Genomic DNA, 18737 nt, shown 5'->3' with positions numbered 1-18737 from the left:
CATGAATCAATCAATGTTCATTGTCTGGCGCGAAAGCGTCGAGGCGCTGCTGGTGATCGGCATTCTCCAGGCCTGGGTCAGCCAGCAGCCTCAGGGTGATCGACTGGCGAAGTACTTGTGGGCAGGTGTGGTGCTGGGGTTGATGCTCTCGGGCCTGCTGGCGGTGTTGATTCTGTTTGCCGGTGAGGCCATGAGCGGCTCGGCCAGTGAATGGTTCCAGGCCGTACTCGCGCTGGTGGCGAGCCTGCTGATCGTGCAAATGGTCGGCTGGATGCAACGCCACGGGCGCACGCTCAAGCACGATTTGCGACGACACGCCGATAGCCACCTGGCCCGACAAGGTGGCGCAGGCCTGTTACTGCTGGCCATGCTCGCCGTCAGCCGCGAAGGCAGTGAAACGGTGGTCTTTCTCTATGGCGCTGGCGCTCAGTTACGAGGTCCGCAGCTCGGTTTGTTTGCCATCGGCGGCGCAATGGGGCTGGTGCTGTCGGCGCTGACCATTGCCTTGCTGCACAGCAGTCGCCGGTTCATATCGTGGCAGCGATTCTTTGCTATCAGCGAAGCTATTTTGTTGGTGCTCGGCGCGGCGTTGCTGGTCAGCGGCACCGAGCGAATCGGCGGTCAATTACTCGCCCTGGATTTACCGGAAGTGATGTACAGCCTCGTTGGCGATGCGCTTTGGGACAGCAGCGCATTCCTCAGCGACAGCCATGGATTGGGTGGTTTCCTTGCCGGTTTTGCCGGTTATCGCGCGACGCCCAGCGGTATGACGTTACTGGTGCTGGCAGGTTATTGGCTGACCGTAGGCGGTTGGCTGCGTCAACGTGCTGCGGAAAAAGTCCCATGCCTGAGCTGAGTCGCCACAATCGATGGCTGCAGCGCCTGGGCGACGGCATGCGTCGCCATGCACGTGTCATTCGTGCCGTGCAATGGGCCGTTGTACTGTTCTACGCGTTGCTGTTGGTGGTACCGGCGGTGTTGCCGCTGCCGGACAGCCAGGCACGGATGCTCGATAACCTGACCCTGTTTGCGCAGTTTTTGTTTTGGGGGATCTGGTGGCCGTTCGTGCTGCTGTCGATCGTGTTATTCGGGCGACTCTGGTGTGGCGTTCTCTGTCCGGAAGGTTCACTCAGCGAATGGGCCAGCCATTACGGCAAAGGTTTGGGTGTGCCGCGCTGGTTGCGCTGGGGCGGCTGGCCAACCCTCGCGTTCTGCCTGACGACCCTTTACGGCCAATTGATCAGCGTCTACGACTACGCCCAGGCGGCGTTGTTGATTCTGGGTGGCTCGACCGTCGCCGCGGTCGTCGTCGGGTTGCTGTTCGCCCGGGGCAAACGCGTCTGGTGCCGCTACCTGTGCCCGGTCAGCGGCGTCTTCGCCCTGCTCGCCCGCCTGGCTCCTGTGCATTTTAAAGTCGACGAACAACGCTGGATGGATAACGCCGCACCGCGCCTGCCGCCGCCCAACTGCGCGCCCTTGCTCGATATCCGTCGCATGCAAGGCGCCAGTGACTGTCATGCCTGCGGACGCTGCAGCGGACAACGCGGCGCTGTTCAGCTGATCGCTCGCTCCAGCAACCAAGAAGTTCTTCACGCAACGGCGCAGACGCTGTCACCGTGGGACGCGCGCTTATTGCTGTTCGGCGTGATCGGCCTGGCCATGGGCGCGTTTCAGTGGACGGTCAGCCCATGGTTCGTCGCCCTCAAACAAACCCTCGCCCAATGGCTGGTCGAGCACGACCAACTCTGGGCCCTGCAGGACAACGCGCCCTGGTGGCTGCTCACCCATTACCCGCAGCTCAACGACAGCTTCAGTTGGCTCGACGGTTTCAGCATCGTCGTTTATCTGGGTTTGAGTTCGATGGTGTTGGGCACGGCGTTGATGATCCTTCTGCGCCTGACGGCTCGATTGGCGCAAGATCCTGCACTGTATTGGCCCCTGGCGCTGACACTCACGCCCTTGGGTGGTGCGGGATTGTTTCTCGGGCTGTCGGCCACAACGGTGAAATTGCTTCGCTATGAAGGGCTGTTGCTGGAGTGGGTACAACCGGCCAGGGCCTGTTTGTTACTGGCCGCGATGGGCTGGAGCCTGTTGCTGGGATGGAAACGGCTGGACCGCGAAGGCATTTCCCAGGTTCGTCGCTGCGCTGGCAACACTTGCCTGTTACTCGCCATCAGCTTGGTAGGGTTCGGCTGGTGGTTACAATTCTGGGGCTGGAACTGAGCCCCCGACACAACCACCCACCGGATCAACTAGACCTTGAAACGCGCCACCGTCTGGTGCAGCGCCCCGGCCATCTGCGCCAAATCGTGACCCGCCGTGTGAGTATGTTGGGCCCCCAGCAAGACCTGCTCGGACAAGTTGCGAATGCCCATCAGATTGCGATCTACCTCCCGCGCCACCAACGCCTGCTCTTCCGTGGCGCTGGCAATCATCATGTTGCGCTCGTTGATCTGCGAGATCGACCGAGTGATTTCGTCCAATGCATCCCCCGAGCGTTGCGCCACTTCCAGGGTGGCCCGGACCAGGTTGCTGCTGCTTTGCATGGCCGTCACTGCATGGCCGGTATCGAGACGAATGTTGCCAATCATCTGCTCGATCTCCTGGGTCGACTCTTGAGTGCGATGCGCCAGGGCGCGCACTTCATCGGCGACCACGGCAAAACCACGTCCGGCGTCCCCGGCACGGGCCGCTTCAATGGCCGCATTGAGGGCCAGCAAATTGGTCTGCTCGGCGATGCTGCGAATCACGTCCAGCACCTTGCTGATGTCCTGCACCCGGCCCGCCAGTTGCTCGATGCGTTGTGAGGTGTCGGTGACGCCATAGGCCAGTGCGCCGATTGACACCACGGTTTCCTGAACCTGCTCACGACCGCGTTGTGCGGTTTGCTCGGACTGCCGCGAAGCCTCGGAGGTGCTGACCGCATTGCGCGCCACTTCATCGACCGCAGCGGTCATCTGGTTCACTGCGGTGGCCGCCTGCTCGATCTCCAGCCCCTGCAATTGCAGGTTGCTGCTGGTCTGGCTGCTGACCGCACTCAGCTCTTCGGAGGAACTGGCCACCTGGTCCACCGACGTCGCGATGTGCTTGACCATGGCATTCAGACTTTGCTGCATCTGGTGCATGTTCATCATCACGCTGCCGCCGGCACTTGAGCTCACGGGTACCTGAATCGTCAGGTCGCCCTGAGCGATCTGACTCAAAAACCGTGCGGCATCATCCGGCTCGCCGCCCAATGGCCGGGTCACACTGCGCGTGACGATCACCGCGGCGGCGATGACCAGCCCCACACAGAACAAAAACAACCCGAGCATATTGCGCCGGGCATCGCTGTACAGTTCCTGGGCCGACTGTTCACGGTCGGCGAATATTTTGCCTTGCAGCGCCATCAACTGATCCAGGCTGCCATAAACCTCGCGTTCGGCCGGCACGACCTTTTGCTTCAGCTGTGCCATGGCGTCATCGAAGGCCCCTTGCCGGATCAACACCTGCACTTGAGTGAACGCCGCCACGTAGGCTTCGCGATTCTTCTTTAGCGCGGCATAAGCGGTTTTGCCCTCGGGCAAATAGAACAACGGCTCAAGCGTTTCGAGTGCCTGGGTGATCCGTTTTTTGGTGGCGTCGATCGACTGCTGCACCTGCTGATTGTCTTTGTCGATCAGTAAATCCCGGGTGTTCCTGGCGTTATCGCGCACACCGGTGGCAATGACCATGATCGGATCGATCTTCGGCCAGTCCTGCTTGACGATTACTACCGCCTGTTCCTTGAGAGTTGCCAGATCGTGCAACGCGTAAAACGCCATGCCCATCAATGCCAGCGGCGCGATTGCAAAGCCGATGACGATACGTTGTGCCGTACTTAATTTGGCCATATCAAATGCTCCCCGTTTGATACCTGCCAATTGGCAGCGCATTTGAAAACCTAATGATGAATGTCCCTGCTAAACGTTAAACCCCAGCCTCGGTTACCCCCGTAACACGAAGGCTGGAAACAACTCGCGCATGGCTTCCCATAAGTCAGGAAGCAAGGCTTGTGCCGAAACACTCGGCAGCAGCGGATCGAACATCCGCTCGGTGCGCACCAGCTGCACGGCGAAGCGTTTGACGCCGAGTTCGCTCAAGCGCTTTGCGAGGATCAGCAGACGCGCCGGCTCGAACAGATGCCAATGCACCGTGGTGCGACATTCGTAGTCGACACCGCTGGCCAGCAGATGCTCAAGGCTGCGCCAGTTGGCTGTTCCGCTGCCCTCGACCCGGGTGATCGCCTGGCAATCCTCGGGCAACGCCTTGACATCGAAACCGACCCAATCGGCCCCGGTCAGTGCCTTGGCGAACGCTGCGGGTTTGATGCCGGCGCTGTGCAAACCGATGCGAAATCCCATCGCCCGCACCTCATCCATGGCGCCGAGCAAACCATCCTGCAAGGTCGGCTCACCACCGCTGAACACCACCGCATCGAGCAGGTCCTGACGCCGTTGCAGAAACGCCAACACCCGCCGCCAATCCACTTCGTCTGTGCCACGAGGCGGGATCAACTGCGGGTTATGGCAGTAACGACAACGCCAGGCGCAACCCTGGCAAAACAGCACGCAGGCGAGCTGTCCCGGATAGTCGATAGTGGTCAGGGGCACCATGCCCCCGACCCGAAGCGTTCGACTCATTGGCGCCCGGCCAGTGCCGCGCCTTCAGTGAAGTGCACCCGCTCGCGGTGTTCCGACTGTTTGCCCGGATTGAACGCCGACACAGGGCGGTGATAGCCCATCACCCGGGTCCAGACTTCGCAGCGTTGACGTTGAGCCTGGGGCAATGTTTGCGATGCAGTCATGGTGAAGCTCCTTGCAGTTGAGTGGATCGAAATCAATGAACGGTGCCGAGCTTCTGCTCTTGCAACAGCAGGACCTCGTCGCACTTGGGGCAGAACTCATGCTCGCCATCGAGGTAGCCGTGCACCGGGCAGATGGAGAACGTCGGGGTCACGGTCAGGTATGGCAGGCGGAAGCGGCCAAGGGCTTTGCGCACCAGCTGCTTGCAGGCCTCAGTCGAAGAAATTCGCTCGGCCATGTACAGGTGCAAGACCGTGCCGCCGGTGTATTTGCATTGCAGCTCGTCTTGAAGTTCCAGCGCCTCGAAGGGGTCTTCGGTGTAGCCCACGGGCAGTTGCGAGGAGTTGGTGTAATACGGCGCTTGCGCGCTGCCAGCCTGGAGGATGTCGGGGTAGCGCTTGAGGTCTTCCTTGGCGAAGCGGTAGGTCGTGCCCTCGGCGGGCGTCGCTTCCAAGTTGTACATGTGGCCGGTTTCTTCCTGGAATCGCAGTAACGTGGCGCGCACATGATCGAGCATCTTCAGGGCAAACTGCCGGCCGTGCTCGGTGTGCATGCCCTCCTCGTCGCCGGTGAAATTGCGCAGCATTTCATGCATGCCGTTGAGGCCGATGGTGGAAAAATGGTTACGCAGGGTTCCGAGGTAGCGCTTGGTGTACGGGTACAAACCGGCATCCATATGGTGTTGAATCACCTTGCGCTTGACCTCCAGGCTTTCCATCGCCAGTTCCATCAGCGTGTCCAGGCGCTGCAGCAATCCGCTGGTATCCCCCTTGAATACATAGCCCAGCCGCGCGCAGTTGATGGTGACGACGCCGAGCGATCCGGTCTGCTCCGCCGAGCCGAACAAGCCGCCGCCACGCTTGAGCAACTCGCGCACATCCAGCTGCAAACGACAGCACATCGAGCGCACCTGATTGGGTTGCAGGTCCGAATTGAGGAAGTTCTGGAAATACGGCAAGCCGTACCGTGCAGTCATCTCGAAAAGGCGGTCGGCGTTTTCACTGTCCCATGGAAAGTCGTGGGTGATGTTGTAGGTCGGGATCGGAAAGGTGAACACCCGCCCTTTCGCGTCGCCGGCCTGCATCACCTCGATGTAGGCGCGGTTGAGCAGCTCCATTTCGACTTGCAGGTCGCCATAGGCAAACGGCATTTCCTCACCACCAATGACGGGTATCTGCTCACGCAAATCCTGCGGGCACACCCAGTCGAAGGTCAGGTTGGTGAACGGTGTCTGAGTGCCCCAGCGCGAAGGCACGTTTAGGTTGTAGATGAACTCCTGGATCGCCTGCCGCACCTCTTGAAAACTCAGCTGATCCTTGCGCACATAGGGCGCCAGGTAGGTGTCGAACGAGCTGAACGCCTGGGCGCCGGCCCATTCGTTTTGCAGGGTGCCGAGGAAATTCACCATCTGCCCCAAGGCACTGCTCAAGTGCTTCGGCGGACCGGCTTCGACACGCCCCGGCACACCGTTGAGCCCTTCGTGCAACAGAGTGCGCAGCGACCAGCCCGCGCAGTAACCGGCGAGCATGTCGAGGTCGTGCACATGTAAATCCGCTTCGCGGTGGGCCTGGCCGATGGCCTCGCTGTACACCTCGTCCAGCCAGTAGTTGGCGGTGACCTTGCCCGACACGTTCAACACCAGCCCGCCCAGGGAATAACCCTGATTGGCGTTGGCCTGGACCCGCCAGTCTTCGCGGTCCAGGTATTCGTTCATCGAGGTCGCCACTTCGACCATGGTTCGGCGGTCGCGGCGCAAGCGCCCGTGCTGTTCGCGGTAGACGATGTAGGCGCGCATGGCGAGGAAAAAACCGGCGTCCATCAGCACCCGCTCAACACGGTCCTGGATTTGCTCGACGTGCAGCCTCGGCAACCCTTCGAGTCTGGCCAATACCGCGTTGAGCAAGCCTTCAACCTCAACCTCGCTGTACTCCCCCGTCGCCTTGCCGGCGGCGATCAATGCCTGACGGATTTTGTCGGCATCGAAGGCGACCTGACTGCCATCGCGTTTGTGCAAGCGGTTACATCCTACTGCGATCAGCGTGCTCTGCATTTGGCCTCCAGACACTACATATAGACTTGAACAAACTTAAAAACACAACATGCAGTGAAGGCTACGGACAAAGTGCTGATCTGCAATTGATCGATATCAAGAATTGACGGACAAAAAAAACCGCCCGAAGACGGCAAAGGAAAACTGTTGGTAAGCCGGGGGTAAACACTCTGATCTGAAATCCGCCCCTCACCCCAGCCCTCTCCCCAGAGGGGTGAGGGGGAAAGGGGGCCGATCTTCATGCTTTTCAAGCCTGAGTTCGACTTGATCTCTCAGGTCGATGTAACTCTAAGAACAACTCGGTCAGTCCCCCCGCCCCTCTGGGGAGAGGGTTAGGGTGAGGGGTGGATTTCGGATCAGCACACAGCCCGCGAATCAACCACCACTCATATTCATGAACCGCACTATCTGCACCTCCCCGTCGGGACTGAAATCATGGCGCAATGGCTTGCCACGCAGTGCCTTCTGCACCGCATTGATCACCGGTTGGTCATCCAACGGATATCGCCGCAGCAACCCGCGTAAATCCAGCGCATCGTCCTGCCCCAGACACAACAACAGCTTCCCTTCAACAGTCATCCGCACCCGATTACAGCTGCCACAAAAGTTGTGACTATTGGGCGAAATGAAACCGATCCGTGTCTCGGGATGACGTTCCAGACGCACATAGCGCGCCGGTCCGCCGCTGTTTTCGGTGCTGTCGAGCAACCGATGCTGGCTGGCGATCAGCGTGCGTACTTCGTCGCTGGAACAGAACGATTCGCCCCGGGAACGACCGACGTCGCCCAGGGGCATTTCTTCGATGAAACTGATGTCGATGCGCTGGTCGATGGCGTACTGCACCAACGCCGGGACTTCATCGAAGTTGCGCCCCTTCATCACCACGCAGTTGAGCTTGATCCGTTCAAACCCTGCGTCCCGCGCCGCTTCAATGCCGTTGAGCACCTGGTCGAGATCGCCGTTGCGGGTGATCGCCCGAAACTTCTGCCCGTCCAGGCTATCGAGGCTGATGTTCATCCGCTTGACCCCGGCGTCGACCAACGGCCGGGCCAGACGGCCCAGTTGCGAGCCGTTGCTAGTCATTACCAGTTCGCGCAAACCGGGCAAAGCGGCGATGTTGCGGCACAGTCCGACAATGCCGGGACGAATCAGCGGCTCGCCGCCGGTGAGCCGGATCTTGCGTACACCCAGGCCGACGAACAGCGTCGCCAAGCGCTGCAATTCCTCCAGCGTGAGCACCTGCTGACGCGGCAGGAACGTCATGTTTTTCGCCATGCAATACACACAGCGAAAATCACAGCGGTCCGTCACCGACATCCGCAGATAATCGATCTGCCGCCCAAAACCATCCTGCATCACAGCGTTCATCACTTCTCCTGGTTTGCCTCAAGGCTCACTGCACCAGCGGTGAGTCGGCGCCCTGCAAGTGGATGCCACGAATATCGGCTGCACCGATCAGGGTTTGCAGGTACTGCACCAGCGCTTTCTGCCAGACGCCTTGCTGCAACTGCGTGCGGATTGCCGTCGACACCACTTCATAGGGCAACGGCATGCCTTCGATTCGCTGATCGACACTGATCACATGCCAGCCGTAGCGACTTTCCAGCGGTTTGCTGGCCAGGCCCGGTGCCAGGGTGAACAGCTGACGCTCCAGCTCGGGCACAGTCTGCCCCTTGCTGATCTGTCCCAAAGAACCACCCTGAGCCTTCGACGGGCAGGCCGAATATTTCACCGCCAGCTCAGCGAAACTGCCGGGGAATTCATCCAGTTGCTGCAGCAGGACTTCGGCCTGACCCTGCGCAAGCTCCCGGGCCTCGACATCGTCCGGTGCACATTCGAGCAGGATGTGCCGCACCGCCAGCAACGGTGCGCTGTGGAAGCGTCCGCGATTGTTTTCGTAGTAACGCAGACTCGATTCCTCGTCGCACTGCGGCACTTTCACCTCACGTTCGAGCAGCAAACGCGTGGCCGCTTCTTCTTCGTTCTCACCGGCGCCGATCTCCAGCGACACCCCGAGTTCGGTGATGCGCTGCTGCAACAACTCACGGATCACCAGCGCCCGGGCGGCCAGATAGACCGCCTCCTCGCGGCTTTCGGCCGGGTGATATTGCAGTTCCTGGGCCATCGCTTCCGGGGTGATCGACACCTCGTTGACGCTGATGATCGGCCACTCCTGTTCACTGCTGGCGATCAACTGCGCCGGGGCGTCATCGGCCGCCGCAGGCTCAACCGGCAGTGCTTCGAACTGCGCCTCTGCGACCGGCGCGATGTCGAGAACGGCCTCGGCTTTTTTTGAAGAACCGCAACCACCGCTGCCCCCGTTACCGCCACCACATCCACATCCACCTGACATGATTTTCTCCTCAGTACTTCTGACGAACGATTTGATAACGACGCCCCAGGTACCAGATCGGTGCGCTGATCATGTGTACGAGACGGGTGAAGGGGAACAGCACAAACAGGGTCAAACCGAGAAACACATGCAACTTGTAGATCAGCCCGACCGGCGCGATGGCCGCTGCCGCTTCTACCGGACGCAACAGCACGGTGTTCTGCGCCCAATCGGCGAGCATCACCATGACCGAGCCGTCCATGTGGCCGGTGGACGCGACGATGGTCAGCAGACCGAGCAGCAATTGCGCCAGCAGCACCAGCAGAACCAGGATGTCCGAAGGACTGGAGGTGGCACGGACCCGAGGATCACTGAGCCGGCGGTTAACCAGCATCAGCAGGCCGATCAGGCACAGCAGGCCGAAGAACCCGCCCGAGACCATTGCCAGCAACTGTTTGTTCTCAGTGCTGATCACGTGGTGGTAAATCGACGCTGGGGTCAGCAGGCCGACGAAGTGTCCGGCCAGCACAAACAACACACCGATGTGGAAGAAGTTGCTCGCCACGCGCATGCCGCGCTGATTGAGCATCTGGCTGGAGCCCGCCTTCCAGGTGTACTGCGACAGATCGAAGCGCGCCCAGCTGCCAATCAGGCAAATCGCCAGGGCGACGTAGGGATAGACCCCGAACACCAACAGGTTCCATTTAGACATTGCCTACCTCCTTGGCTGGCACGGCGGCCAGCCCTTCATGCTGAAAATCCACCCAGTGCAACGGCACCGCGCTTTCTTCACGGGCCTTGCCCGGTGCGCTAGGCAGTGAACTGCAACGGTCCTGCTGTTCGGCCTGGAGAAAGTCCACGGCCTCCTCTTCCCAGATCTTGTCGAGGGCTTCGAGGGAGTCATCGCGAGGTTCCGCCGCGACTTGCGCCCGCAGGTCGGCGACCGCCTGATGCGGCTCGGCCCCGGCGATTTGCAGCAGCGCCCGGAAGCAGCTGGCATAGGCGCTTTCGCGCTCTTCCAGACGTGCCGCGAGCAAGGCCAGCAAGTGCGAAACATCCGCCAGGCCCTCGCGGGCCTCGATGTCTTCGCGAGTGGAGAGGAACTCCAGGTACAGCGGGATGTAATCGGGCAGCTCTTTGACGCCGATGGCAAAACCGGCTTCTTCGTATTGCGCCATCATGTCGACCATCGCCTGGCCACGGTCGCGGGATTCACCGTGCACGTGCTCGAACAACAGCAGCGACAGCGAGCGCCCCCGACCGAACAGCGCACCGTAGTGCTCCTGTCCGTCCATCAAGTCATTGCCGCAGATCAGCTCGAGCAATTCGAACAACGCACCGCGCTGCGTCGGGCTGATTTCCCGTGACTGGATGATCGCTTGCTCCAGTTCGTCGCGACCGCCAATCAGCGTCTCGGTCGGGTAATCGAGCAGCAGCGAAATCACTTTGAGAATTTGCATGCTCATTCCTCCCACAACTGGACGGTTTTCAGGATGTCGCGGCGGTTGGCTTTCTTGGCGCCGAACATGTTGGTGTCGGAACTGCCACTGCAGCCGCTGCCGAAACTGAAACCACAACCGGAGCGCTCGGCGAAGGCGTCGCTCATGGCATCTTCACGGTGCGCGCTCGGTACCACAAAGCGGTCTTCATAGTTGGCGATCGCCAGGTAGCGATACATCTCCTCGACCTGGGCCACGCTCAGGCCGACGTCCTTCAGTACTTGCAGGTCCTGAACGCCGTCGACTTGCTCGGAACGTTTGTAGGCGCGCATCGCCAACAAGCGTTTAAGCGCACGCTTGACCGGTTTTTCATCGCCTGCCGTCAGCAGGTTGGCCAGGTACTTCAGTGGAATGCGCAGGCTGTCGACGTCCGGGATCACCCCGTTCATACCAACGGTGCCGGCAGTGGCGGCGTTCTGGATCGGCGACAGCGGTGGTACGTACCAAACCATCGGCAAGGTGCGGTATTCCGGGTGCAGCGGCAGTGCGAGTTTCCAGTCCACGGCCATTTTGTAGACCGGCGAACGCTGGGCTGAATCGATCACCGATTGCGGCACACCGTCTTCCAGGGCCTGACGAATCACTGCCGGGTCGTTCGGATCGAGGAAGATCTCCAGCTGTTTCTCGTACAGGTCCTGCTCATTGGCGGTGCTCGCCACTTCGCTGATGCGGTCGGCGTCATACAGCAACACACCGAGGTAGCGGATGCGCCCAACACAAGTTTCGGCGCAAACCGTCGGCATCCCGGCTTCGATACGCGGGTAGCAGAAAATGCATTTCTCGGACTTGCCGCTCTTCCAGTTGAAATAGATCTTCTTGTACGGGCAGCCGCTGATGCACATCCGCCAGCCACGGCATTTCTCCTGGTCGATCAGGACGATGCCGTCTTCTTCGCGCTTGTAGATCGCCCCGCTCGGGCAAGCCGCTGCGCACGTCGGGTTGAGGCAGTGCTCGCACAGGCGCGGCAAATACATCATGAAGGTGTTTTCGTACTCGCCGTAAATGTCCGCCTGGATCTTGTCGAAGTTCTTGTCCTTGCGACGCTTGGCGAATTCGGTGCCGAGGATTTCTTCCCAGTTCGGGCCCCACTCGATTTTCTCCATGCGCTTGCCGGAGATCAGCGAACGCGGACGCGCGGTAGGCTGATGCTCACCCAGTGGTGCGGTGTGCAAGTGCTGATAATCGAAGTCGAACGGTTCGTAATAGTCGTCGAGGCTCGGCAGGTCCGGGTTGGCGAAGATGTTCGCCAACACGCGGAATTTACCGCCGATGCGCGGGTTGATCGTGCCGTTGGCGTTGCGAATCCAGCCGCCCTTCCACTTGTCCTGGTTTTCCCATTCTTTCGGGTAGCCGATCCCGGGTTTCGATTCAACGTTGTTGAACCAGGCGTATTCCATGCCTTCGCGGCTGGTCCAGACGTTTTTGCAGGTGATCGAGCAGGTGTGGCAACCGATGCATTTGTCCAGGTTCAGAACCATGCCGATTTGTGAGCGAATCTTCATCTCAGTTCTCCTCAATATCGGTCGGCAGCGGACGTGGCAGGTCATCGCCACTTGAACCATCGAGCCAGTCGACTTTGGACATTTTGCGTACCACGACGAATTCGTCGCGGTTGCAACCGACCGTGCCGTAATAGTTGAAACCGTAGGCTTGCTGGGCATAGCCGCCGATCATGTGGGTCGGCTTGAGCACCACCCGGGTGACCGAGTTGTGGTGGCCGCCACGGGTCTTGGTGGTTTCCGAACCGGGCACGTTCACGATCCGTTCCTGGGCGTGATACATCATCACCATGCCGTCCTTGACCCGTTGACTGACCACCGCACGGGCGGTCAGCGCACCGTTGACGTTGAAGCACTCGATCCAGTCGTTGTCCTCGATGTCGGCGCTTTTCGCGTCGTTCTCCGAGAGCCAGACAATCGGCCCGCCACGGCTGAGGGTGAGCATCAGCAGGTTGTCGCTGTAGGTGCTGTGGATGCCCCATTTCTGGTGCGGGGTGATCCAGTTCAGGACGATTTCCTTGTGGCCGTTGCTGCGCTTGCCTTTCACCCCTTCGATGGTGCGGGTGTTGACCGGCGGCCGATAACTCATCAGTTGCTCGCCGAACGCCTGCATCCACGGGTGATCCTGGTAGAACTGCTGGCGACCGGTGATGGTGCGCCATGGAATCCCTTCGTGAACGTTGGTGTAGCCGGCGTTGTAGCTGACGTGATCGTCTTCGAGCCCCGACCAGGTCGGGCTGGAAATGATCTTGCGCGGCTGTGCCTGAATGTCGCGGAAACGGATGGCCTCGTGGGCCTTGGACAGGGCCAGGTGGCTGTGGTCGATGCCGGTGAATTCCGACAGCGCGGCCCAGGCCTTGACGGCGACCTGGCCGTTGGTTTCCGGCGCCAGCGACAGAATCACTTCAGCGGCGTCGATGGCCGTGTCGATTTTCGGCCGACCCTGGCTGATACCGGCATCGCCTTCTTTGTGATTGAGCTCACCGAGGAATTTCACTTCGTCTTCGGTGTTCCAGTTGATGCCTTTGCCGCCGTTGCCGTTTTTCTCCAGCAATGGCCCCAGGGACGAGAACTGCTTGTAGATGTTCGGGTAGTCACGCTCCACCACATGCAGGTTCGGCGCGTTCTTGCCTGGCTCCGGTGCCACGCCAGCGCTTTTCCAGTCGGTGCCGCCAAACGGTTGGGCCAGTTCGCCGACGCTGTCGTGCATCAACGGGATGGTCACCAGATCCTTTTCAACGCCCAGGTGCCCTTCGGACATGCTGGAAAACGCCTTGGCGATGCCTTTGTAGATTTCCCAGTCGGAACGCGATTCCCATGCCGGATCAATGGCGGCCGACAACGGGTGAATGAACGGGTGCATGTCCGAAGTGTTCATGTCGTCTTTTTCGTACCAGGTTGCGGTCGGCAACACGATGTCGGAATAGACGCAGGTCGAAGACATGCGGAAGTCCAGCGTGGTGACCAGATCGAGCTTGCCGATGGCGCCCTCGTCCACCCATTCGGCTTCTTCAGGTTTGCAGTCGCCGACCTGGCCGATGTCTTCGTTCATTACCCCGTTTTTGGTGCCGAGCAGGTACTTGAGCATGTACTCGTGGCCCTTGCCCGAGGAGCCCAGCAGGTTGGAACGCCAGATGAACATGTTGCGAGGGAAGTTGACCGGGCTGTCCGGCTGTTCGCAGGAGAAGCGCAGCGAACCGTCCTGCAGCGACTTGACCACGTAGTCTTTCGGGTCCATGCCGGCAGCAGCGGCGTCACGGCAGATGTGCAGCGGGTTAGTGTTGAGTTGCGGTGCGCTGGGCAACCAGCCGGCGCGTTCGGCGCGGATGTTGTAGTCCAGGGCGTGCTCAGGGAATTGCGATTTATCGGCCAATGGCGAGAGCACGTCGTGCATGCTCATCTTCTCGTGGCGCCACTGCGAACTGTGGGCGTAGAAGAAGCTGGTGCCGTTCATTTGGCGAGGCGGACGGTTCCAGTCCAGGCCGAACGCCAAGGGCAGCCAGCCGCATTGCGGACGGAGTTTTTCCTGGCCGACGTAGTGCGCCCAACCGCCACCGGTCTGGCCGACACACCCGCAGAGCATGAGCATGTTGATCAGCCCGCGGTAGTTCATGTCCATGTGGTACCAGTGGTTCATCGCCGCGCCGACGATGATCATCGAGCGGCCCTTGGTCTTGTCGGCGTTGTCGGCGAACTCACGGGCAATCTGGATGGCTTTCTCACGGCTGACGCCGGTGATCTGCTCTTGCCACGCCGGAGTGCCGGGCACCGAGGCATCGTTGTAATCCTTGGCGACGTTTTCGCCACCGAGGCCGCGATCGATCGCCAGGTTGGCGGCCGACAGGTCGAACACGGTGGCGACTTTGGCCACGCTGCCGTCTGCCAGCACCACGTTATGCACCGGCACGCGGCGGTATTGCACGGCATCGCCGGCCACGTGCTGGAAGTGCTCGTGGGACTCGCCGGCAAAATACGGGAACGCCACTTCGGCGACGTCATCGCCGATCAGGCTCAGCTTCAGATCGATCTCACGGCCTTCGCCGCCTTCACGAGGCAGGATGTTCCACTTGCCCTTCTCGCCCCAGCGATAACCGATGGAACCCTGAGGGGACACCAGTTCGCCGCTGACATCGAGCGCGATGGTTTTCCATTCCGGGTTGTTTTCCTGGCCGAGGTTGTCGGTCAGGTCGCTGGCGCGCAGGAAGCGGTCTGGCTGGTAACCGGCGCCCGGTGCCTTGTCGACCATTTGCTTGAGCAGCACCAGCACCGGCAAATCGGTGAAGCGCTTGGCGTAGTCGGTGAAATAGGCGCTCGGTTTGTCCAGGTGGAATTCTTTGAAGATCACATGGTTGAACGCCTGGGCCAGCGCCGCATCGGTGCCTTGTTTAGGGTTCAGCCACAGGTCGGTGAGCTTGGCGACTTCCGAATAATCCGGGGTGATCGCGACGGTCTTGGTGCCCTTGTAGCGGACTTCGGTAAAGAAGTGCGCGTCGGGGGTACGAGTTTGCGGGACGTTGGAGCCCCAGGCGATGATGTAGTTGGAGTTGTACCAGTCGGCCGATTCCGGCACGTCGGTCTGCTCACCCCAGACCATCGGCGAGGCCGGTGGCAGGTCGCAGTACCAATCGTAGAAACTCAGGCAGGCGCCACCGATCAGCGACAGGTAACGCGAACCTGCGGCGTAGCTGACCATCGACATGGCCGGGATCGGCGAGAAACCGACGATCCGGTCAGGGCCGTATTGCTTGATGGTGTAGACGTTGGCCGCCGCGATGATCTCGTTGACTTCTTCCCAGTTGGAACGAATGAAGCCACCCATGCCGCGCTTGCTTTTATAGGAGTCGGCCTTGGCCTTGTCCTCGACGATGCTGGCCCAGGCTTCCACCGGCGCCATGGTCTGCCGCGCATCGCGCCAGAGCTTGAGCAACGGCTTGCGGATTTTCGGGTACTTGAGCCGGTTGGCGCTGTAGATGTACCAGCTGTAACTGGCACCACGCGGGCAGCCACGGGGCTCATGGTTCGGCAGATCGTTGCGGGTACGCGGGTAGTCGGTCTGCTGGGTTTCCCAAGTGATCAGGCCGTTCTTCACGTAGATCTTCCACGAGCACGAGCCGGTGCAGTTCACCCCGTGGGTGGAACGCACGATCTTGTCGTACTGCCAGCGCGAACGGTAGACGTTCTCCCAGTCGCGAGACTCTTTGCGGGTCTCTCCATGACCGTCGGAAAACTCGTTTTGCTTACGGTTGAAAAACCGCAATTGATCCAGTAAATGACTCACGGTGTAGTCCTCTCAGGCTTTGTCGCGGGGTCTGTGCCCCGCCCACGCAATGGTTGGATTCGGGTCGTCTCAGCAGGGTGTCGCGGCGCCTTTGCGCGCGTACCACCACCAGGTCACCACGATGCAGCTCAGGTAAAAGACGACGAACATGTAGAAGGCCATCTCCGGGCCGCCGGTCAGGGCCATCGAAGAGCCGAAGGATTTGGGAATGAAGAACGCACCGAAGGCGCCCATAGCCGAACTGAAGCCCAGGACGGCGGCTGACTCTTTGCCGGCATTTTTCAGCGCTTGTTCGCGCACGGCGGGTGGTTTTCCGGCCGAGGCTTTTTCGTGCTGGGTGCGGAAGATCACCGGGATCATGCGGAAGGTGGAGCCGTTGCCGATGCCAGTGGTGATGAACAGCAGCATGAACATGCCGAGGTAGCCGTAGAAGTTGCCGGGCTCACCGTTCTGCGGCAGAAAGTGCATGACACCGAAGACCATCACGATCATCGCCACGAAGTTCCACAAGGTCACTTTCGCGCCGCCGAGCTTGTCTGCCAGCCAGCCGCCCAATGGGCGTACCAGCGCACCGACCAATGGGCCGAGGAAGGCGAATTTCAACGCGATGACATCAGGGAACGAGGTTTTGATCAGCAGCGGAAACGCGGCGGAAAAACCAATGAACGAACCGAAGGTCGCCAGGTACAACCAGCACATCAGCCAGTTGTGTTTGCGCTTGAAGATGACGGCCTGCTCGCTGAAAGAAGCGCGGGCACTGGACAGGTCATTCATGCCGAACCAGGCCAGCACCGTCACCAGGACAATGAACGGCACCCAGATGAAGCCGGCGTTCTGCAACCACAACTGGCCGCCATCCGGCAGTGCTTGCGGCGAACCGCCCATGAAGCCGAACACACCGAAGGTAATCACCAGCGGTACACAGAACTGCATCACCGAGACGCCCAGGTTGCCCAGCCCGGCGTTGAGGCCAAGGGCCGTGCCCTGCTGCGACTTGGGATAGAAGAAGCTGATGTTGGACATGCTCGAGGCGAAGTTGCCGCCACCAAAACCGCAGAGCAAGGCAATCAACACGAACACGCTGTAGGAGGTGCTCGGGTCCTGCACGGCGAAGCCCATCCAGATCGAGGGCAACAACAGCGACGCGGTGCTCAGGGCGGTCCAGCGACGGCCGCCGAAGATCGGCACCATAAAGGAATAGAAGACGCGCAAGGTCGCCCCGGACAACCCCGGCAACGCCGCCAGCCAGAACAGCTGGTCGGTGGTGAAGGTGAAGCCGATGGCGTTCAAACGCACGATCACCGTGCTCCAGACCATCCACACCGCAAAGGCCAACAACAGCGCAGGAATGGAAATCCACAAGTTGCGCGTGGCGGTCTGTTTGCCGCTACTTCCCCAGAATGCTGGGTCCTCGGGGCGCCAGTCATGAATGACCGGGCCTTTGTCAGGCTTTTGCAGAACGGACATGTTCTTCTCCTAGGGCAATGCTGGAAATCGGGGACGGGGTCAGCAGCGGCGCTTTACCCAGCACCGCGCTTTTGCGTATTTCGCTGAAGTACATCCAGGTGAGGGAGACCCAGACCACGCCGTACATCAACATGAAGCAGGAAGAGCGCACGCCGGTGAGGTCCACCAGGGCGCCGAACAGGATCGGCAGCACAAAACCGCCCAGGCCACCGGCGAGGCCGACGATGCCGGACACCGCGCCCATGTTTTTCGGGTAGTCGTTGGCGATGTATTTGAAGACCGAGGCCTTGCCGAACGCGAAGGCGATGCCCATGACGAACAGCAGTACGGTGAACAGCGCGGGATTGAGGCCGATGTGGAAATCCACCGGGCCGTTGATCGTTTGCACTTGCAGTTGGGTCTGGGGATACGAGAGCAGGAACAGGCAGATCCAGCTGACCCACAACACCCACCAGGTCACGCTTTGTGCACCCCAGCGATCCGACATCCAGCCGCCGACCGCACGCAGCACGCCACCGGGCAGGGAAAAACAGGCCGCCAGCAGCGCCGCGCTTTGCAGGCTGAAACCGTATTCCTGCACGTAGTACTTGGTCATCCACAGTGCGAGGGCGACATAACCACCGAAGACGATCGAGTAGTACTGGCAGTAGCGCCACACCGCCGGGTCTTTCAGCGAGCTCAATTGCTCACGCAAGGTGGCGCCGGTGGCACTGCGGTGGTCCTTGTTTTCGGCGCTGAGGAACCAGAACAACAGCGCCGTAATAAAGAGGATCGCGCTGAAGACTTTCGGCACCAGCTGCCAGCTGCCGGCAGCGATCAGCGCCGGGGCGAGAAACTTGGTGACCGCAGCCCCGGCGTTACCGGCGCCGAAGATGCCCATCGCAAAGCCCTGATTCTCTTTGTCGAACCATTTGGCGACGTAGGCAATCCCGACCGAGAACGAGCCGCCGGCCAGGCCGACGAACAAGCCCAGCACCAGGAACTGCCAGTAGGCGGTGGCGTGACTGATCAGGTACAGCGGCGTCACGCAGGCCAGCATCAACAGGAAGAACACGCTGCGCCCGCCAAAACGGTCGGTCAGCAGGCCTAATGGCAACCGCACCAGCGAGCCGGTCAGGACCGGGGTTGCGGCCAGCAGGCCGAACTGGGTTTCGTTGAGCTGGAGAAGGTCCTTGATCGGTACACCGAGCACGGCAAACATCATCCAGACCATGAAACAGACAGTGAAGGCCAGCGTGCTCATGCCCAGCACCAAGCCTTGTCGTACACGCGGTGGGTTCACAAATGCT

14 protein-coding genes are annotated in these 18737 nt (G+C 60.4%); 2 read left to right on the top strand and 12 right to left on the bottom strand.

Features of this window, described 5'->3' with window-relative positions:
• Position 1: 1 nt before the first annotated feature.
• Both PMI27_RS23845 and PMI27_RS23850 read left to right on the top strand, forming a co-directional pair.
• Positions 2 to 856, top strand: coding sequence for an FTR1 family iron permease (locus tag PMI27_RS23845; protein ID WP_008153599.1), 855 nt, complete (start codon positions 2 to 4; stop codon positions 854 to 856).
• Positions 844 to 2223: a 4Fe-4S binding protein gene (locus tag PMI27_RS23850; RefSeq protein ID WP_008153598.1), complete on the top strand. Its 1380-nt coding sequence runs from the start codon at positions 844 to 846 to the stop codon at positions 2221 to 2223. The genes PMI27_RS23845 and PMI27_RS23850 overlap by 13 nt, the downstream gene beginning before the upstream one ends.
• Before the next feature lie 29 nt (positions 2224 to 2252).
• Here the strand turns inward: PMI27_RS23850 and PMI27_RS23855 are convergent, their stop codons facing one another.
• The 12 genes from PMI27_RS23855 to PMI27_RS23910 form a co-directional block, all read right to left on the bottom strand.
• Positions 2253 to 3872: a methyl-accepting chemotaxis protein gene (locus PMI27_RS23855; RefSeq protein ID WP_008153597.1), complete on the bottom strand. Its 1620-nt coding sequence runs from the start codon at positions 3870 to 3872 to the stop codon at positions 2253 to 2255.
• Positions 3873 to 3965: 93 nt separating this feature from the next.
• Entirely contained in the window at positions 3966 to 4661 is a 696-nt protein-coding gene (locus PMI27_RS23860) for an anaerobic ribonucleoside-triphosphate reductase activating protein (protein ID WP_008153596.1), read from the bottom strand.
• The gene (nrdD, locus tag PMI27_RS32220; protein ID WP_008153595.1) at positions 4658 to 4825 is read right to left on the bottom strand and encodes an anaerobic ribonucleoside-triphosphate reductase; all 168 of its coding nucleotides are present in this window, start codon (positions 4823 to 4825) and stop codon (positions 4658 to 4660) included. The genes PMI27_RS23860 and nrdD overlap by 4 nt, the downstream gene beginning before the upstream one ends.
• Positions 4826 to 4857: 32 nt before the next feature.
• Complete coding sequence (locus PMI27_RS23870) at positions 4858 to 6873, bottom strand: ribonucleoside triphosphate reductase (protein ID WP_008153594.1); 2016 nt, start codon at positions 6871 to 6873, stop codon at positions 4858 to 4860.
• 375 nt (positions 6874 to 7248) lie between these two features.
• Positions 7249 to 8241, bottom strand: coding sequence for a GTP 3',8-cyclase MoaA (gene moaA, locus PMI27_RS23875; protein ID WP_008153591.1), 993 nt, complete (start codon positions 8239 to 8241; stop codon positions 7249 to 7251).
• Between the two features lie 25 nt (positions 8242 to 8266).
• On the bottom strand, positions 8267 to 9226 hold the full coding sequence (locus tag PMI27_RS23880) for a peptidylprolyl isomerase (protein WP_008153590.1): 960 nt from the start codon (positions 9224 to 9226) through the stop codon (positions 8267 to 8269).
• Positions 9227 to 9236: 10 nt separating this feature from the next.
• Positions 9237 to 9917, bottom strand: coding sequence for a respiratory nitrate reductase subunit gamma (gene narI, locus PMI27_RS23885; protein WP_008153589.1), 681 nt, complete (start codon positions 9915 to 9917; stop codon positions 9237 to 9239).
• Positions 9910 to 10665, bottom strand: coding sequence for a nitrate reductase molybdenum cofactor assembly chaperone (gene narJ, locus PMI27_RS23890; protein WP_008153588.1), 756 nt, complete (start codon positions 10663 to 10665; stop codon positions 9910 to 9912). The genes narI and narJ overlap by 8 nt, the downstream gene beginning before the upstream one ends.
• 2 nt (positions 10666 to 10667) lie before the next feature.
• On the bottom strand, positions 10668 to 12206 hold the full coding sequence (gene narH / locus PMI27_RS23895) for a nitrate reductase subunit beta (protein ID WP_008153587.1): 1539 nt from the start codon (positions 12204 to 12206) through the stop codon (positions 10668 to 10670).
• A gap of 1 nt (position 12207) precedes the next feature.
• Positions 12208 to 15981 (bottom strand): nitrate reductase subunit alpha, encoded by a 3774-nt coding sequence (locus PMI27_RS23900; RefSeq protein WP_008153585.1) that lies wholly within the window; start codon positions 15979 to 15981, stop codon positions 12208 to 12210.
• 69 nt (positions 15982 to 16050) lie between these two features.
• A complete protein-coding gene (locus PMI27_RS23905) occupies positions 16051 to 17448 on the bottom strand; it encodes a NarK family nitrate/nitrite MFS transporter (RefSeq protein ID WP_008153584.1) in 1398 nt (465 codons plus the stop codon).
• The gene (locus tag PMI27_RS23910; protein WP_008153582.1) at positions 17426 to 18730 is read right to left on the bottom strand and encodes an MFS transporter; all 1305 of its coding nucleotides are present in this window, start codon (positions 18728 to 18730) and stop codon (positions 17426 to 17428) included. Before PMI27_RS23910 ends, PMI27_RS23905 begins: the two co-directional genes overlap by 23 nt.
• Positions 18731 to 18737: the final 7 nt, after the last annotated feature.

This window comes from Pseudomonas sp. GM41(2012) (genome assembly GCF_000282315.2).
GTDB lineage: Bacteria > Pseudomonadota > Gammaproteobacteria > Pseudomonadales > Pseudomonadaceae > Aquipseudomonas.
This window is presented reverse-complemented; position numbering and strand designations above follow the sequence as displayed.

Bases quoted from the DNA above. Each gene is read 5' to 3' on its own strand.
- narI (WP_008153589.1), bottom strand. From the start codon at position 9,917: ATGTCTAAATGGAACCTGTTGGTGTTCGGGGTCTATCCCTACGTCGCC.
- PMI27_RS23870 (WP_008153594.1), bottom strand. From the start codon at position 6,873: ATGCAGAGCACGCTGATCGCAGTAGGATGTAACCGCTTGCACAAACGC.
- nrdD (WP_008153595.1), bottom strand. From the start codon at position 4,825: ATGACTGCATCGCAAACATTGCCCCAGGCTCAACGTCAACGCTGCGAA.
- PMI27_RS23880 (WP_008153590.1), bottom strand. From the start codon at position 9,226: ATGTCAGGTGGATGTGGATGTGGTGGCGGTAACGGGGGCAGCGGTGGT.
- PMI27_RS23905 (WP_008153584.1), bottom strand. From the start codon at position 17,448: ATGTCCGTTCTGCAAAAGCCTGACAAAGGCCCGGTCATTCATGACTGG.
- PMI27_RS23860 (WP_008153596.1), bottom strand. From the start codon at position 4,661: ATGAGTCGAACGCTTCGGGTCGGGGGCATGGTGCCCCTGACCACTATC.
- PMI27_RS23850 (WP_008153598.1), top strand. From the start codon at position 844: ATGCCTGAGCTGAGTCGCCACAATCGATGGCTGCAGCGCCTGGGCGAC.
- narJ (WP_008153588.1), bottom strand. From the start codon at position 10,665: ATGCAAATTCTCAAAGTGATTTCGCTGCTGCTCGATTACCCGACCGAG.
- moaA (WP_008153591.1), bottom strand. From the start codon at position 8,241: ATGAACGCTGTGATGCAGGATGGTTTTGGGCGGCAGATCGATTATCTG.
- PMI27_RS23845 (WP_008153599.1), top strand. From the start codon at position 2: ATGAATCAATCAATGTTCATTGTCTGGCGCGAAAGCGTCGAGGCGCTG.
- PMI27_RS23855 (WP_008153597.1), bottom strand. From the start codon at position 3,872: ATGGCCAAATTAAGTACGGCACAACGTATCGTCATCGGCTTTGCAATC.
- narH (WP_008153587.1), bottom strand. From the start codon at position 12,206: ATGAAGATTCGCTCACAAATCGGCATGGTTCTGAACCTGGACAAATGC.